Origin of the sequence: Desulfovibrio sp. 86 (assembly GCF_902702915.1) — a bacterium.
Taxonomy (GTDB): Bacteria; Desulfobacterota; Desulfovibrionia; order Desulfovibrionales; family Desulfovibrionaceae; genus Desulfovibrio.
Genome location: NZ_LR738849.1, coordinates 2801819 through 2818062, shown reverse-complemented (window position 1 = coordinate 2818062; position 16244 = coordinate 2801819). Strand labels below are relative to the sequence as shown.

At 60.2% G+C, this 16244-nt stretch carries 12 protein-coding genes; 7 read left to right on the top strand and 5 right to left on the bottom strand.

Features of this window, described 5'->3' with window-relative positions; all coding sequences use genetic code 11:
• Positions 1 to 714: 714 nt before the first annotated feature.
• Complete coding sequence (locus DESU86_RS11525; protein WP_179981176.1) at positions 715 to 2079, top strand: sensor domain-containing diguanylate cyclase; 1365 nt, start codon at positions 715 to 717, stop codon at positions 2077 to 2079.
• A 322-nt stretch (positions 2080 to 2401) separates the two neighbouring features.
• On the opposite strand, the gene speA is transcribed toward DESU86_RS11525, so the two are convergent.
• Positions 2402 to 4318 (bottom strand): biosynthetic arginine decarboxylase, encoded by a 1917-nt coding sequence (gene speA, locus DESU86_RS11520; RefSeq protein WP_179981175.1) that lies wholly within the window; start codon positions 4316 to 4318, stop codon positions 2402 to 2404.
• A 268-nt stretch (positions 4319 to 4586) separates the two neighbouring features.
• On the opposite strand from speA, the gene DESU86_RS11515 reads away from it, so the two are divergent.
• Positions 4587 to 5753 carry an efflux RND transporter periplasmic adaptor subunit gene (locus DESU86_RS11515; protein ID WP_179981174.1) on the top strand — a complete coding sequence of 389 codons (1167 nt, stop codon included), beginning with the start codon at positions 4587 to 4589 and terminating at the stop codon, positions 5751 to 5753.
• Between the two features lie 591 nt (positions 5754 to 6344).
• Here the strand turns inward: DESU86_RS11515 and DESU86_RS11510 are convergent.
• Both DESU86_RS11510 and DESU86_RS11505 read right to left on the bottom strand, forming a co-directional pair.
• On the bottom strand, positions 6345 to 6977 hold the full coding sequence (locus tag DESU86_RS11510; RefSeq protein ID WP_179981173.1) for a YigZ family protein: 633 nt from the start codon (positions 6975 to 6977) through the stop codon (positions 6345 to 6347).
• Positions 6974 to 7660: a cupin domain-containing protein gene (locus DESU86_RS11505; protein ID WP_179981172.1), complete on the bottom strand. Its 687-nt coding sequence runs from the start codon at positions 7658 to 7660 to the stop codon at positions 6974 to 6976. Before DESU86_RS11505 ends, DESU86_RS11510 begins: the two co-directional genes overlap by 4 nt.
• 485 nt (positions 7661 to 8145) lie before the next feature.
• Here DESU86_RS11505 and DESU86_RS11500 point away from each other — a divergent pair, with 485 nt between their 5' ends.
• From DESU86_RS11500 to proC, 5 genes are all read left to right on the top strand, one after another.
• A complete protein-coding gene (locus DESU86_RS11500; protein ID WP_179981171.1) occupies positions 8146 to 8649 on the top strand; it encodes a rubrerythrin family protein in 504 nt (167 codons plus the stop codon).
• Between the two features lie 462 nt (positions 8650 to 9111).
• Entirely contained in the window at positions 9112 to 10467 is a 1356-nt protein-coding gene (locus DESU86_RS11495; protein ID WP_179981170.1) for a S41 family peptidase, read from the top strand.
• Between the two features lie 23 nt (positions 10468 to 10490).
• Entirely contained in the window at positions 10491 to 12119 is a 1629-nt protein-coding gene (locus tag DESU86_RS11490) for a divergent polysaccharide deacetylase family protein (RefSeq protein ID WP_232088349.1), read from the top strand.
• A gap of 276 nt (positions 12120 to 12395) precedes the next feature.
• Positions 12396 to 12815 (top strand): nucleoside-diphosphate kinase, encoded by a 420-nt coding sequence (gene ndk, locus DESU86_RS11485; RefSeq protein WP_179981169.1) that lies wholly within the window; start codon positions 12396 to 12398, stop codon positions 12813 to 12815.
• Between the two features lie 3 nt (positions 12816 to 12818).
• Complete coding sequence (proC, locus tag DESU86_RS11480; RefSeq protein ID WP_179981168.1) at positions 12819 to 13649, top strand: pyrroline-5-carboxylate reductase; 831 nt, start codon at positions 12819 to 12821, stop codon at positions 13647 to 13649.
• A 316-nt stretch (positions 13650 to 13965) separates the two neighbouring features.
• Here the strand turns inward: proC and DESU86_RS11475 are convergent, their stop codons facing one another.
• Positions 13966 to 15105, bottom strand: a complete 1140-nt coding sequence (locus DESU86_RS11475) for an ABC transporter ATP-binding protein (protein ID WP_332068190.1) — start codon at positions 15103 to 15105, stop codon at positions 13966 to 13968.
• Positions 15099 to 16223, bottom strand: a complete 1125-nt coding sequence (cobT, locus tag DESU86_RS11470) for a nicotinate-nucleotide--dimethylbenzimidazole phosphoribosyltransferase (protein WP_179981167.1) — start codon at positions 16221 to 16223, stop codon at positions 15099 to 15101. Before cobT ends, DESU86_RS11475 begins: the two co-directional genes overlap by 7 nt.
• Positions 16224 to 16244: the final 21 nt, after the last annotated feature.

Here is a 16244-nt window from a genome sequence, read left to right as displayed (position 1 = left end):
TTTTATTGTACTCACTATCATAAATTTGAATTGATAATAGTTTTTTATAGAGCACAGCAATATATACTAGATACCTTGGATATAAAATTATGCAACAGATACTATTACAATTAGCGTTCTGCACATTTTACAACCAACAATTCAGTATTGTGTAAAGTTTACAATAGCTGTTTTCACTACACAACAGCAACTCTAACCTTCTATACACAAACGGTTTATTCCCGTTGCGAGGGTACGCCATCAGATCTTTTGCTTTAATGGAATAAAAATTGCGCCTGCAGTCAGATTCTTGGCAATCTTGCCAGCAGGCAGATGTGGTGGAGACTGCAGCGTGGCGACGGCACAACAAAGGCTTTTGTCTTCAACACGCAACCGTCTGAATGCACTACAGGCCGTGCCCGGAAACTCCCTACGCCGTGACTGGCACCCCGTACGGATACGAATTTTTACCCAAATATTGACGCGCCCATGATTCGGGCAGCCGCAACGCGCCCCATGCTGGCCAGCAGCGCATGCGCCCCTGTCATCACCTGCACGCTGCAAATACGCGCCAGCAAAAACAGCGCTGCGAAAAAACGCCATGTCCGACGAGAACTGAGGTATCTCACATGGCACAATCACCGCGACAGCGACCCTCTACTGTCAAAGATCACCTTTGGCAAAGATTGCATGGGGGCAACGTGAAGTCACTTCCGGCAGCATATGGAGGCTTGCATGCGCAGATGTTTGAAAGACTGTCGGCACTTTTTCGTGGCGCTTGCAATTTCACTGTCGCTGACCTTGCTGGGAGCAGGGTTTCTTGTGCAGCGCAACGCGCAGATGCGCACAGCTGAGCTCAAGAGCGTATTTACGTTGCAAAGAGATAAACTGACAAGCACTCTGACAAAATATTTGTATAAAACACAGTCACTTGCTTCCATTGCCATTACGAACAACGGAAAAATCGACAGCTTTGAGCAGGTAGCGGCCGCACTTCTTGACGACCCATGTATTCAGGCCCTTGCCCTGGCGCCTAAGGGCATCATAAGCCATGTGTATCCCCTACGGGACAACGAGGTTCTGCTGGGCAAGGACATACTGTCCTACTCTTTCGGCTGTTGGGAAGTGGTACGGCAGGCCAGACACAGCAGCCATATGGTCATGGCGGGCCCTGTACCCCTCATAACAGGCGGCACGGGTCTGGTGGGCCGTCTGTCGGTCTACACCGGCGGCAAGAACGCACCCAAACAGTTCTGGGGGATTGTCTGTATTGCTCTCAATTTTCCTGAAGTGCTGAAGGCCGCGGAGTTGCGACTGCTTGACGAACTGGGGCTGCCCTATGAAATCTGGCGCAACAGCCCCTACGACGGAAAGCGCCAGATACTCGCCACGGGCGCCAGCCGTGAATCCAGGGGCGCTCCCTACCTGGAAATGCCAGTGCACATACTCAATGCCAAGTGGTTTTTCAAGCTTTCTGCAAAAAGGGCCTGGTACCAGCTCCCGGAAACATGGCTTTACATTGGCTTCAGCCTGCTGCTCAGCGTGCTGTTTTCCATGCTGGTGCAGCGCAGACATGACATGGCGCTGGCGCATCGCCGTTTGGAAGAGATTGTATATATCGACGCCCTGACAGGCTGTCTCAACAGGCGCGGGCTCTTTAACGATCTTGGGCAGCGGATCGAAACCGACCCTGAAGAGAAATTCAGCCTGTACTATCTGGATCTGAACAAATTCAAGCCCATCAACGACACGTACGGACACAAGGCCGGGGATAGGGTGTTGCAGCATTTTACGGCCACCATGCGCAAATACGCTCCCAAGCCCCACGCTCTGGCCCGCATAGGCGGTGACGAATTCATTCTCATACTGCCGGGAGAAAATAACGTGGCCCGGACACGGGAGGCCCTGGAAAATGCGCGCCGTGAACTGGCAAAAGGATTGCCCTCCGAGGGCATTCCCGTCGCCATTACCTTCAGCGTGGGCACGGCCGTTTACCCCGACCAGGGAACGGATATGGACGCGCTGCTTTCACAGGCTGACCAGGCCATGTACAGGGACAAGCAGTCACACGGCAGCGTGCGCAATACGCCCCGTGGATAGCAGGCGTAAACAACGCAGCAGCCATGTTAAATCAGCGCGCCAGCGCGGCGCTGCTGCACAGCTCACCCTTGGCATGTTGCCGAAAATGCGATTTTCGGCACGTTCACGCCATGGTGCGGCATGCTGACTCTCGCGTGCGGCATGGGAGGGCAGGCTTTTTTCAACGGCAAAACACGCGAAAACCGGCGGCGGGCCAATGCCCGCCGCCGGTTTTGTTTCGCTGTACGTTCGCCTGCCCTGTTACCTGCTGTAACAGACGCATGTTCCCGGAGAGCGCCTATTGGCGGCACTCCACTTTTCTGAAGCGCATTTTTGCAGCGGCCTACCTTTCAAAATAGGTATAGCCGCGCAAACCGTCTTCAAATGCCTGCATGATGGAGAACCTGTCGCTGGGCGAGATACGGCCCTGGCGCACGGCCTGCTCGGCAGTGTCGCGCAGGTCCTCAAGGATGCGGCGCGGGTCATATTCCACATAGCTCAGAATGTCCGCCACAGAGTCGCCACGAATTTCGCGCACATACTCATAGCTTCCGTCATCGGCCACACGGATGGACACGACGTTGGTGTCTCCCATGAGGTTATGCAGGTCGCCGAGGGTTTCCTGATATGCGCCCACAAGAAACACGCCAAGATAGTATTCCTCGCCGTCACGCAGGGGGTGCAGCTCCAGCGTGGGCTTCATGCCCTGAGGGTCAATGAACTGATCGATGCGGCCGTCCGAATCGCAGGTAATGTCCGAAATAATGGCGTGCCGCGCCGGAAATTCCTTGAGCCTGTGGATGGGCATGACCGGGAAAAGCTGGTCAATGGCCCAGGTGTCGGGCAAGGACTGGAACACGCTGAAGTTGCCGTAGTAGATGTCGGCCAGGCTCACGTCAATATCGGCCAGATCGCGGGGCACGTTCTTGAGCCGGGTTTTTTCCTGGGCGATACGCATGATGATGGCCCAGAAAAACCGTTCGGCCAGCGTCCGCTCACGCAGGTTCGCGCGGCCCATGGAGAAAAGCTGCCGCATCTCGTCACGATAGTAGATGGCGTCGTTATAGCACTCCTGCAAGTTGCGCAGGCTGATGTTGGCCAGCGTTTCGCGCAGGTTTTGTACGGGTTCCGGCGTGCCTTCGGGCAGAACATCAGGCAGTTGCACCTCTTCGACAATGCTCACGTCCAGTACGTTGAACAGCAGCACCGAATAATAGGCCACGGTGGCGCGTCCCGATTCGGTGATAATATGCGGATGGGGCACATTGGCCTCATCCAGGGTGCTCATGATGGCTTCCACCACGTCTGTGCAGTATTCGTCCAGACTGTAGTTGCGCGAAGAAATATAGTTGGTATGCGAGCCGTCATAGTCAACGGCAAGGCCGCCGCCAAGGTCAAGGTAGCCCATGGGCGCGCCCTCTTCCATAAGGCCCGCGTAAAGACGCGTGCCTTCCATAACCCCTGTACGGATGTCACGGATGTTGGAAACCTGCGAACCCAGGTGATAGTGCAGCAGCTTGAAGCAATCAAGCATGTCGTGCGCCTTGAGCGTATCCACCACGTCCACGATCTGGGCAGGAGAAAGCCCGAAGGTGGAGCGCTCGCCGCCGGAGTCCGTCCAGTGCCCGCCAGCCTTTACAGCCAGCTTGGCGCGCACGCCGATGTTGGGCCGCACGCCAAGAACCTTGCTGCGCTCAAGCAGCACGCCGAGTTCGCTGGGCATCTCGAGCACGAAAAAGACGTTGAAGCCCAGGCGCAGAGCCTGAAGCCCCAGATCCATGAATTCCTCATCCTTGTAACCGTTGCAGATAATGCAGGCCTCGCGGTCCAGCATCAGCGACACGGCGGCGATAAGTTCGGCCTTGGAGCCGACCTCAAGCCCGTGGTGGTACTGCGCCCCGAACTGGGCGATTTTTTCCACCACCTGCTGCTGCTGGTTTACCTTGATGGGAAAAACGCCACGATAGGCCCCGGTATAGCCGAGATTCTTGATGGCCTTACGGAAACTCTCGTGAATATTCGCTATGCGCGAGTCCAAAATATTTTCCACGCGCAAAAGCACGGGCATGTCGTGGCCCCTGTCCCGCAGGCCGGAGATGATCTCCGGTATTGAAACCTGCGGCCCCTTGGGACCCTGCGGGCAAATAACCACTTCGCCCGCGTCGGAAACGTCAAAATATCCGGCACCCCAATTGCGGATACCGTACAGTTCGATGGAATCCTCCACCCGCCACTGCTGCAATGCGCGGTTTTTTGCCAACTCGCACTCCTTGTATCGCCCTATGGGCGAGGGTTAAAATCCTTCTGCAAAAAAAGAGGCGTAATTATGCCGGGAAGGGGGTGAAAGTCAATGTTGGCAAACAGCCCCAAATAGGCCGCCCCCGGGCCTCTATTCGCTTGACGCCGGACGGCCCTTGCTTCACCCTGTCCGCATGGTCATACCCGCTTTTGGTTCAGGCCGCCTGTGGACGCCCAGCGTTGCGCTGTCCGCATATTCGCTTGCCCATGCTTCTTTTAAGGATATATCCATGACGCCCTTTGACAACCGCCCGCCGACGCCATTTTTTTCCTGTACCAGCCTTACGGGGCAGCTACGGCGCGCCCCCTTCCCGCGGGCGCTGCTGCTGGCCCTGAGCCTTGCGTTGCTTCCAGCCCTGAACGGCTGCTTTGGCGATAGCCAGAAAACTTCCGGCCCGCCTGCGGCTCCTGTGCGCACGGCCACTGTGGCCCGTGCCGATGTGCCGCGCCTGCTGCATGTGGTGGGCAACGTGCGGGCATCGGCCTCTGTGGGCGTCAGACCGCGCGTGGCGGGCGAAATACAGCAGGTTCACTTTACCGAAGGGCAGGACGTGCAAGAAGGGCAACCCCTTGTCACCATAGACCCGCGCCCTTTCGAGGCTGTCCTGCGTGAAAAGCGCGGCATGCTGGCCAAATCGCAGGCCCAACTCAACAAGGCCCTGGATGACATGGCGCGCTACGGAAAGCTGGTGGGCGGCGGCTATGTGAGCCGCGAAGCCTACGAACAAACCGCCACCCAGGCCGCAGCGTTGCGCGCCACGGTACAGTCCGACAAGGCTGCCGAGGAAAGCGCGGCCCTTGACCTTGCCTACTGCACAGTGGTGGCCCCCATAAGCGGACGGGTTGGGGCGCTCAATGTGGACAAGGGCAACATGATTAAGTCCACTGACGCAACGCCCATTGTGAGCATCGACACCCTTTCGCCCATCTATGTGGGTTTTTCCGTGCCGGAGGCCCATCTGCCCGTCATACTTGACCGCATGGCCACCGAAAGCGTCCCCGTGACCGCCACGCCCACAGGCGCGCAGCCGGAACACGGGCTGCTGACCCTCATCGACAATACCGTGGACACGCGCACCGGCACCATCCGCCTGCGGGCCACCTTTGAAAACGCCGACCGCCACTTGTGGCCAGGCCAGTTCGTGCAGGTGGAACTGCCCCTTGGCATGGGGGAACAGGTGCTCACCGTGCCCTCGCGCGCGGTGCAGTCCGGCCGGGATGAATCCTATGTGTATGTAGTGGACAAGGACAACCGCGCCGCCTACCGCACAGTGAAGGCCCTGTTTGAGCACAAAGGAATCACCGTAGTGGAAGGGACATTGGGCGAAGGCGAGCTGGTGGTCATTGACGGCCAGGTGCGCCTTGCCCCTGGCCTGCCTGTGAAAGTGGTGGAATAAACGCGACGACTGCGCGGACGGCCATTGCGGGCAGACTCCCTCCCTGGCAGGCCCGTTGCGGCGCTGGCGGTTGCGGCTCGTTGCGCGCAGTTCTCGACAACGCCGGGCGTTGCGGCTCGTTGCGCGCAGCCACGCAGCAATGCTGACTTTCACGGCAGTTGCACGCAACTGTCTAGAGCATTTAACTCATTTCATTCGTAAACTGCTCTAGCAGTGCTTACGTTATGCAATTGTGGCAAACCTGCGACCTTTGCATGGCGACTGCCATTGCGCGAAAAAGGCCGTGTCGCTACGCATCCCGGTTCTTTTGCGCAGTTTCTTTGTCGCAAGGCTTAAAACATAGTCGCAGATCCTGCGGCAACGGCTGAAACGACGCGCACCTTCACGGCGGGCGTCGTTGAACGCGGCCGCCGGGGCAATCACAAAGCAACAAACTGGTCTGCTTGTAAAAACAGTGCGTTCCGTTTTGCAAGATACGCGGCAGCCTTCGCCCTCATGCGCCATGCCAACCACGCGCGGCATATTATTTCCGCGCATTGCCGCAGCGCATTGCCACAGCGTAGTATCGCCGGGCCGGGCCGCCAATGCGGCTCAGACGTCTTCTTCCATGCGCTGGCAAAGGGCCGAACCATTGCTCAGTCCTGCCAGGGCAAGCTCGAACTGCGCCAGATGCTCTTCAGGCAGCAGCAGCGTCAAGTGGGCCTGGGCCGCATAATCCTCGGTAGCTGTCTGCGCCTCAAAGGTCGGCAGCAAACGGCGCAGGGCGTCCACATGGGCGTATTCCACCGTAAGGGCCAGGCGGGCCTTCGGCACACGTTCCACCAGAGGAAGGGAAGACAGATTTTCGCGCACGCTATCCTGATAGGCGCGCACAAGGCCGCCAGTGCCGAGTTTGACCCCGCCGAACCAGCGGCTCACCACCACGCACAACTCGCCCACGCCGCTGTGCAGCATTACCTGCAACATGGGCCGACCGGCTGTGCCGTGGGGTTCGCCATCGTCGGAAGAGCCTATCTGGGCCGTATGCCCCGGCGCTCCCGCCGCGTACGCCCAGCAATTATGGGTGGCGTCCGCGTGACGCCTGCGGATTTCTTCCACAAAAGCGCGGGCGGCAACCGGCCCTGGCGTGTGGGCGCAAAGGGTGAGAAAGCGGCTGCGGCGGATGACTATTTCCGTGCAGTGCGGCTGATCCGGGCTGGCGGCAGGAACGGCGTAACGGCTCATGCCCGCCCCTTGCAGCGCCACAAAGGCGCATCTTCCTGGTTGCGTGCGTCATCGTGCCCATGCTGCGGCAAGTCCAGAGCCGGGGCGCGTGTGGGCGCGACTGGCGGGGTGTTTTGCGAGGCGCTTGCTGAAGGGTGTGGCGAAATCTCTGACAAAATCTCTGGCGGGGTGTTTGTCGGGGCGTCTGGCGGGCAGAATTCTCGAATACAGTCGAGCGCCAGAGGAAAGCGCCGTTCCAGTTCGTGACGCCGGGCCAGGTGCAGATCGGTGAAGTCAAAGCCGGGAGCAACCGTACACCCCACCAGTGAAAACCCGGAACCGGGCGCTGGCGTGGCCCCGAACCACTGGCCGCCGGGCACGGCAAACTGCAGGGTCTGCCCGTTAAAAATATCCGGCCCCAAAATGACCTCGCGGGCGCGGCCCACCTTGTCTATCCAGACCAGCCGCAACGGCCCGCCAAGGTGGAAATGCCACAACTCATCCTGGCGTATGCGGTGCAGGCGCGAGTATTGCCCTGCCCGCAGCAGAAAAAGTATGGCTGTCGATACGGGCCGGGGCTGCTCGAACCCGCAGGGCATGCCCTTGGGCGTCAGCACCTGCCCGCACTGATAGGTACGGCGGTAATATCCCCCCTCTGGATGGGGGGCGAGAGCAAGCTTTTCAATAATATTACGGGCGTCCATGCGGGCAGTGTAACCGCAGCCGGAGGCTTAGGCAACGGCGGCAACGCCATGGCTGTGCCCGACGCAGGTCTGCCGCAGGGCGGCTGGCGCGGCAGCCGCACGGCAGCAAATGCCGCGTCACCGCAGGGCCGCACGCGTGAGGGTTTGACAGACAAGTGCGCGCCTGGGCCCACAATGGCCAGAGCCCCCTTGGAGCTTTTACCACTTGAAATGCTTGCGACGGCAGGCAAAAGCCTGCCTGTCCGCGTTTCGTGGCAAGGATTTTCAGGAAAATCCTTACAGAGTAGGCAACTCATTTCATTCGTAAACTGCCCTAACGTAAAATTGCCATTAATAAATAATTATTTTATATAGATATCAGTAGTTACAGCCAGTACACGTAAAATTGTTGCAAAAAAGCTTTACAAGCACAGGGCTATTGGTTAAACAGGAATCGTTCTCGATAAAACCAAACAACAATACATTTACACTGTAAGGAGTGAAAAATGAGCAAGACTCAGGAAAATCTCATGACGGCTTTTGCCGGTGAATCCCAGGCCAACCGTAAATATCTTGCCTTTGCCCAGGCTGCCGACAAAGAAGGCATGCCCCAGGTTGCCAAGCTGTTCCGCGCCGCTGCCGCCGCCGAAACCATCCACGCCCACGCGCATCTGCGCAACGCGGGCAAAATCGGCGACACTGTGGCCAACCTCAAGTCGGCCATTGAAGGTGAAACCTACGAATTCACCAAGATGTATCCCGAAATGATCAAGGACGCGCAAGAAGAAGGCAAGACCGCCATCGCCAAGTATTTCGACTTTGTGAACACTGTCGAAGAAGTGCACGCCACCCTGTACAAAAAGGCCCTTGAAAACCCCGCTGGTCTGCCCGCGACCGACTACTACATCTGTAAGGTCTGCGGCTACACCCACGAAGGCCCCTGTGACGCCTGCCCCGTGTGCGGCGCTGGCACGGCTGCCTTTTTCAACGCCAGCGAGTGCTGCAAGTAAGACGTTCAAGCAGGATTTGCTCCAGGCAGCGATACGCTGACAAAGGGCGCGCCCAAGCGGGCCCAACCACGTAAGCGGCGCTTGGCCGAGAGGGAGCAACCACACAAGATTTCAGGCGAAAATCCGGGCCATGCGCCCGCTGACCGCCACGAGTAAATCCGATGTGTTAAAGAGTCTCAAAGGGGGCGGGGGCTGCTGGCAGATGCCGGCGGCCCTCTTTCAATTTGCGCGCAAGGTTCTTCCGCTCTTGTCGGTTCGGGCGCGGGCAGGCCAGCCATGCGGTAATGCCAGCCTTTTGGTTTGCCTTTTTCATCAAAAAAGTTCAGTATGGACTGATGCACGCTGGTTTGGGCACAAGTGTCCTGCTCTGGCGTCACGGGGCGCGCGCCCATTTTTCAGCGCCGTGGACCGCCATGTTGCGGTGCCCCTTACGTCCATTCAGTCTGTGTGGAGAACGTCAATATGCGTCTTCTTTTCCGTTCATTTGTACTTAGTTTTACACTGTTCCTCGGTGTCGCTCTGGCGTGCCAGGGCATGGCGCACAGCGCCGAAGCCAAGGAACCGGCCAAGGAGCCGGCCAAAGAGCAGACCAAGGATGCTCCCAGTAAATTCGATGCCCTCAAGCGCTTCAGCCAGGTTCTTGATCTGGTGGAGCGTTATTATGTTCGCGATGTGTCGCAGGGTGACCTGATCAACGGTGCTGTCAAGGGTATGCTGCAAGGGCTTGACCCCCACTCCACCTTCATGAACACCGATGAATACAAAGAAATGCAGGAGACCACCTCCGGCGAATTCTTTGGCGTGGGCATAGAAATATCACAGGAAAACGGCCAGATTACCGTGGTGACTCCCATTGAGGACACCCCGGCCTTCCGTGCCGGCCTGCAACCGGGCGACATCATTCTGTCCATCAACGGCCAGCCGACTCAGGAACTGTCCCTCCAGGAAGTGGTGTCGCGCATCCGTGGCCCCAAGGGTTCGGAAGTTGAGCTGGTCATTCTGCACCACGAATCCAAAAATCCGCAAACCGTGCGGATCACGCGTGACGCCATCCCCCTCATCAGCGTCAAGTCCAAAAAGCTGGAAGACGGCTACTACTGGCTGCGGCTCACGCGCTTCTCCGAGCGCACCACTGACGAACTGAAAGAGGCCCTCAAGGCCGCTGAAAAAGAAAGCAAGGCCACTGGCGGCATCAAGGGCATCGTGCTCGACCTGCGCAACAACCCCGGCGGGCTGCTGGATCAGGCCGTAAGCGTGTCTGACGCCTTCCTTGACAAGGGAACCATCGTTTCCATCAAGGGCCGCCGCGAGAACACTGAGCGTGTGTACACGGCCAAAAAGCAGGGCGACGACGTGCGCGTGCCCATGGTTGTTCTCATCAACGCGGGTTCCGCCTCCGCCTCTGAAATTGTGGCTGGCGCTCTGCGTGACCAGAAGCGCGCCCTCATCGTGGGCGAACGCTCCTTTGGCAAGGGTTCTGTGCAGAACATCATTCCCCTGGCTGACGGCTCCGGCCTCAAGCTCACGGTGGCCCTTTACTACACGCCCAACGGCAGTTCCATTCAGGCCGAAGGCATCGTGCCTGATCTGGAAATTCCCTTTGAAGCGCCCCGCAACGACGACAAGGATAACCCGCGCATGATGCTGCGCGAGCAGGACCTGAACCGCCACCTTGAAACCAAACCGGACAAGAAGGCGGCCAAGGGCAAAAATCCGGCCAATGACGCGCAGGAACAGCTTGCGCGTGACAATCAGCTGCGCATGGGCCTGCAAATGGTCAAAAGCCTGCCCAAGATGCGTGAAATCAAGGCCGATTGACGCCGGGCGTCGCCTGACAGCACATGCTGCATAAAAATAATACGGAAAGCCTCCAGACTGGCCCTTTGTGGTCGGGCGGGAGGCTTTCCGCGTCTGTGCGCATGGCCCTTGCCGGAGGGCTCTGGCTGGCCGCCAGTCTGGCCCTTGCCCTGTGGGTGGGCCGTGGCGCGCCCGACCCCTTTGCCGAAAACCAGCCGGTGACGGATGCCGCCAGCGCCCCCGTGGCTGGCCTCCCGGACCAGAGGCCGCAAGCAGGCAGTGATGCCGCCGATCCGCAGGCCAGACTGGACGCTCTGGACAAGATGGTGGAAGAGGTTTTGCCGCGAACGCTGCCTGCCGCCCGCTGGCGGCGGGAACTTGTGCCCCCCCTTGTTGCGGGCGGCCCCGACAGCGGATATGGCGGCAGCTCTGGCGATGGCCCTGACGGCACTGCCGACCTCAGGGGCATGACAGGAAGCGCGCGACGCAGCGCCTCCTCCGGCGCACCCACCGGCGCACCCGCTGGCGCGTCGGGGCAGGCAACCGGGTTTCCCGCTGCCGCCAGGCCGGAAGCTCCGGCGGTTCGCGTCTATACAGTGACAGGTCCGTGCGCTCCGCTGCGCCTCGGCCTGGAGTTGCTGGACAAGCTGGCCCGGCCAGACGCCACTGTTCGGGCGGAAAGACAAAAGCTCGCGGCTCAAGAGGCCGCCCCCGGCGGCCCGCATGGCGAAAACGCTTTCAACGCCAAAAGCGGCGCGGCCCTGGCCCACAGAGGAGCTGACTGGCCTGATCCAGACCGACCGGATCCAGACCGTTCTGGCCCAGACCTTGCTGACGGCGCAATCCGTCTCGCCTGGACAGATGCGGGAAGCCTGGACATATTTGATAATGGCCGTCTCACGCACCGCTTTCTTTTTCCTGGACGCGAGGCGCAACTGGCTGACCTGGCAACACCTCTGCCCCGGCCCGCCCTTGCACTGGTTATTGACGATATGGGCCAAAGCCTGAGCGCTGCGGAAGCCCTGGCCGCCCTGCCCTATCCTGTAACCCTGGCCATTTGGCCGCACGCGCCGCACGCGCGTGTAACGGCGGATGTGGCCGCACAGCGGCGGCTCGACGTCATGGCCCATGTGCCTATGGAGCCGCTGGCCAGAGCGGACGGCAAACGCCCGCAGCCCGGGCCGGGAGCCTTGCGTACGGATATGGAACCCGGCCAGATCAGGGCAACCCTGAAGGACAATCTTTCAGCCTTGCCCACGGCCATGGGCCTGAACAACCATATGGGATCGGCCTTCACAAGCAGCGCGGCCTCCTGCCGCCACCTGTGCGTCTGGCTTGAGGGCAGAGGTTTTTTTGTGCTGGACAGCCTCACCACCCCGGATTCACAGTTGGGTGTGCAGACGCGGGCCTTGGGCATGGTAAGCGCCGTGCGGGACGTTTTTCTTGATACGCGCCGCCAGACGCCCGCCATCCTGTCCGCCCTGGATCAGGCGGCGGCAAAGGCCCGCGCCAGAGGCTACGCGGTGGCCATCGGTCACCCGTATGAAGAAACCCTGCGCGCCCTGCGAACCTGGCAGGACAAGGCGCAAGTGGCCCTTGTGCCCCTGCGGCGGCTGGTCTGGCACCTTGCGCAGGAAAAGGCTGCCGGTACGGCCGAGACGCCAGCACGGTAGCCGCGCCACAGTGGCCGCGCTAAAAGTAGCCGCGCTAAAAGTAGCCGCGCCACAGGCAAGGACAATTTTTCAGTATCAGGCGCAGCGCATTCCGGGCTTTTGCCCGTGTAGCCGCCGGGCATCCTCATCATGAGGATGCCCCCAAGCGCCATGCAAACAACTTTGCCCGTCGCTGGCTCCAATGGGGAGCCGCACCGGACGGGCAGCGCGCCGCAAGGGGCGCGCCGGGGCGTATGCGGCGTCCCGCCTTCTACCTATCAGATTAAGGAGTGTGTCATGATGCAATCCACCTTTGCCATTATCAAACCCGATGCCGTTTCAAGCCAGTTCACCGGTGAAATACTGGCGGCTATGGAGGCGTCCGGGCTCAAGATCGTGGCCCTCAAAAGGTTGCATCTTTCCAAGACCCAGGCCGCCGGTTTTTACGCCGTCCACCGCGAACGTCCCTTTTTCGACAGCCTGACGGACTATATGTCCTCCGGTCCCCTGGTTTGCGTGGTGCTGCGCGGTGAAGACGCTGTGCCCCGTTGGCGGGCCCTCATGGGCGCTACCAACCCCGCCCAGGCCGAACCCGGAACCATCCGCGCCAAGTACGGCCAGAGCATTGAGGCCAACGCCGTGCATGGCTCGGACGCTCAGGAAACCGCCGCCTTTGAAATTGGCTATTTCTTCAGTGGCCTGGAAATTTCGGAGTAAATCATGACAATGCGCATAGGCTGTGTGGGTTGCGGCAATATGGGTGGAGCCATTCTGGCCGGGCTGGCCCGCAGCGCGGGCCATAACCAGGACCAGACGGACGCTTACGCTTTGTGTGGCTACAACCGCACAGCCTCGCGCATGCGTCCCCTTGAACAAGCAGGGGTGCAGGTCATGACAAGCCCCCTCGCTGTGGCCGAAAATGCGGACATCATCATTCTGGCGGTCAAGCCCTACCAGATGCGCGAAGTGGTGGGGCAACTGCGCCCCGCGCTTGACGCAAACAAGGTTCTTGTGTCCGTGGCTGCTGGCATCACCAGCGGCAGCCTTGCCCAATGGGCCGAAAACGCCTGCCCCGTGGTGCGCTGCATGCCCAATACTCCCGCCTTGGTGGGCATGGGCGTATTCGCCCTGTGCTTTGAAGACCCCAAACTCTCCCAAAGCAGCAAGCAAAGCCTTTTGCAGGTTTTCGGCACTCTGGGGCAGTGCGTTGAACTGGCTGAAGAAAAGTTCACGGCCTTTTCCGCGCTCATTGGCGCGGGCCCGGCCTATGTGTTTGCCATGATGCAGGGGCTCGTGCAGGCCGGGGTGACGCTGGGCTTTACCCACGCCCAGTCACGGCAGATGGTCACGGCCCTTTTTGCCGGATCGGCCCGCATGGCGGAGCAGGACGCCTCTCCCCTCGGACAGCTGCGGGACAACGTCTGCTCGCCCGGCGGCCTGACCATTGCCGGAGTGAACGTGCTGGACCGCGCGGGCCTCACCGGCCTTCTGGTTGACGCCGTACTGGCCGCTGACGCGCGCGGTGCGGAAATGGAACGCAAGGGTGGTTAGGCGGTTAGGTTAGAAATACTTTGTGGGGGAGGGACCCTTTTGCAAAAGGGTCTCCTCCCCCACACCCCCACCCCCTAAAACTCTTATTGTGGTTACGTATGACACAAAAGGTTTTCTGATTTGAAGGGGCCAGAGGCAGTATTCGCCGGGCATCATACCAGCGTAAATTTTATCTGCTTTAAAGCCCGTGGCCAATCCGGCGCGGTAAAAATAACGTCGGCTTTCAGGCATGTCTGAAAGCCGACTTTTCATTCGGTGAAAAAACAGGAAAAACGGTTTTTTCAGCCCGCGCTTCGAGCGCCCTGCCCGGCGCGTGTCAGGCAAACCAGCAGCGTGCCCGCCAATCCGGGGCGCGCTCCTTCCAGGCCGGAGCCTCACGGCGGCAAATATCCTGCGCCTTTGGGCAACGGGGGTGAAAGCGGCAGCCAGTCGGCGGGTCCAGAGGGCTTGGCAGTTCGCCTTCCAGCGGCGGGGCAAGATAGCCCCCGCCTTCGCCCGTGGGCATGGCGGCCATGAGCGCTTGCGTGTAGGGGTGGGCCGCGCCGGAAAAAAGCTGCTCCGCTGAAGCTTCCTCCACCACCTGCCCCAGATACATGACCACGATACGCCTGCACAAAAAGCCCACCACGGAAAGGTCGTGCGAAATGAAAAGGTAGGCCGGGCCAAAGTGTTCCTGCACGTCGCGCAGCAAGTTGAGTATCTGCGCCTGCACCGAGGCGTCCAGAGCGGACACGGGCTCATCGCACACCACCACCTGGGGTCGGGTGATAAGCGCGCGTGCCACGGCTATGCGCTGACGCTGGCCGCCCGAAAATTCGTGAGGGTACCTTCCCCCCATACCTTCAAGCCCCACGGTGGCAAGCATTTCGTCAGCCAGCCGGAGGCGTTCGGCCCTAGGGATATTGCGTGCGGCCAGAGGTTCGGCAATGGAGGCCCTGGCGGAAAGCCGTGGGTTAAGCGAAGAAAAGGGATCCTGAAAAACCATCTGAATCTGCCCGGCAGCCCAACTGTTGGCCCCGGCCGGGGGCAAATCCCTGCCGCCAAGCAGCGCCTGCCCCTTTGAAGGTGCAAGCAGACCGCAGGCAAGCCGCCCCAGAGTCGATTTGCCGCAGCCCGATTCGCCCACAAGCCCCAGACTTTCACCAGGATAAAGACGAAGACTCACGGCGTCCACGGCCGTAAGAAGGCGCTGTTCGGCAAAAAAACCCCGTCTGACGGCGAAATGCCGTGAAACTTCGCGCAGTTCAAGCAGAGGAACTGCGCCGGGGACAGCGGCGGAACCATCGGTGGGGGCTGTGACAGCGTCTGCGGTGAGGCCCGCGGTAGAGTCCGCAGTAGCGTCTGCGGCGAGGCCCTCGGGGGGGTCTATGGTGGTGCACGCAACGGAATTTGTCGTCACGCCGTCCTCGCGTGGCGAGCCCAAGTCCCCCCTGGCGCCGTCTGTCATGGTCAGCATGTCTGCTCCGCCACACCGGCAGCGCTGAATGTAGCCATATCATTATAGATATCGGCGGCGCAGCGTAACAGGCCATAGGCCACGGCTCCCCCGGTGCCCTCGCCCAGCCGCATGTCGAGGTGCAGCAAGGGCCGGTGCTCGGGCGCGGCCTCTTCCAGCCGGGCCAGCGCCCGCCCGTGCCCCTGCTCTGCCGAGGCATGAGACAGCACAGCGTACTCGGCCAGAACCGGACAGATGTGCAAAGCCGCCACATAGGCCGCGCTGCAAATAAAGCCGTCCACCAGCACGGGCAAGCGCCGCGAGGCCGCGCCCAGCATGATGCCGCTCATTACCACAATCTCATGGCCCCCAAGGGCGGCCAGAATTTCCACAGGATCGCCGCTGCGCACCGCTTTTCCGTTAACGTCCAGGGCCTTGCGCACTATCTTGGCCTTGTGTTGCACCATGGCCGCATCGGCCCCCGCCCCCGGCCCTGCCATGACCTCCGGTTCAAGGTGCAGCAGCGCGCAGTAAAGGGCCGTGCCCGAAGTGGAGTTGGCAATGCCCATTTCCCCCACGCCAAGACACTGATACCCTTTGTCCGCGGCGTCATGAGCCAGTTTGACGCCCGCGCGCAACCCCTTGAGGCAGGTTTCCACACTCATGGCCGGGCCAAGCGTCATGTCCGCCGTGCCGTCACCGAGGCGGCAGTCCAGCAGCATGGGATTCGGCGCAAACGGGCCGCCAGCGCAACCGGCGTCCACAACGCGCAGTTCCATGCCCATGCTGCGGCACAGCACGTTGATGGCCGCGCCGCCGCCAAAAAAATTCTGCACCATCTGACGCGTCACGGCCTGAGGAAAGGGCGAGACGCCCTGGGCCGCCACGCCGTGGTCGCCCGCAACGGTAAGCATGAGTGCAGGATGTACCCGCAGCGGCAACTGCCCCCTGCGCATGGCGTAGAGCCTGCGGGCCAGGTCTTCAAGCCTGCCGAGGCTGCCTCTGGGTTTGGTGAGGTCGTCAAGGTGCGCTTGGGCCGCATCCAGGTCCTGCTGGCGCAAAGGTTCAATATGCAGGTCGGGGAAAATACGCTCAAGTGCCGGTGGGGATGAAAAAAGCTGTGAAGTGGTGTCGTTCATGATTTTTATCTAGCCTTTCCC

What these genes read in the sequence shown, in the direction of transcription:
- DESU86_RS11525 (WP_179981176.1), top strand. Translation starts at nt 715, where the DNA reads ATGCGCAGATGTTTGAAAGACTGTCGGCACTTTTTCGTGGCGCTTGCA.
- DESU86_RS11515 (WP_179981174.1), top strand. Translation starts at nt 4,587, where the DNA reads ATGACGCCCTTTGACAACCGCCCGCCGACGCCATTTTTTTCCTGTACC.
- DESU86_RS11510 (WP_179981173.1), bottom strand. Translation starts at nt 6,977, where the DNA reads ATGAGCCGTTACGCCGTTCCTGCCGCCAGCCCGGATCAGCCGCACTGC.
- DESU86_RS11505 (WP_179981172.1), bottom strand. Translation starts at nt 7,660, where the DNA reads ATGGACGCCCGTAATATTATTGAAAAGCTTGCTCTCGCCCCCCATCCA.
- DESU86_RS11500 (WP_179981171.1), top strand. Translation starts at nt 8,146, where the DNA reads ATGAGCAAGACTCAGGAAAATCTCATGACGGCTTTTGCCGGTGAATCC.
- DESU86_RS11495 (WP_179981170.1), top strand. Translation starts at nt 9,112, where the DNA reads ATGCGTCTTCTTTTCCGTTCATTTGTACTTAGTTTTACACTGTTCCTC.
- DESU86_RS11490 (WP_232088349.1), top strand. Translation starts at nt 10,491, where the DNA reads ATGCTGCATAAAAATAATACGGAAAGCCTCCAGACTGGCCCTTTGTGG.
- ndk (WP_179981169.1), top strand. Translation starts at nt 12,396, where the DNA reads ATGATGCAATCCACCTTTGCCATTATCAAACCCGATGCCGTTTCAAGC.
- proC (WP_179981168.1), top strand. Translation starts at nt 12,819, where the DNA reads ATGACAATGCGCATAGGCTGTGTGGGTTGCGGCAATATGGGTGGAGCC.
- DESU86_RS11475 (WP_332068190.1), bottom strand. Translation starts at nt 15,105, where the DNA reads ATGCTGACCATGACAGACGGCGCCAGGGGGGACTTGGGCTCGCCACGC.
- cobT (WP_179981167.1), bottom strand. Translation starts at nt 16,223, where the DNA reads ATGAACGACACCACTTCACAGCTTTTTTCATCCCCACCGGCACTTGAG.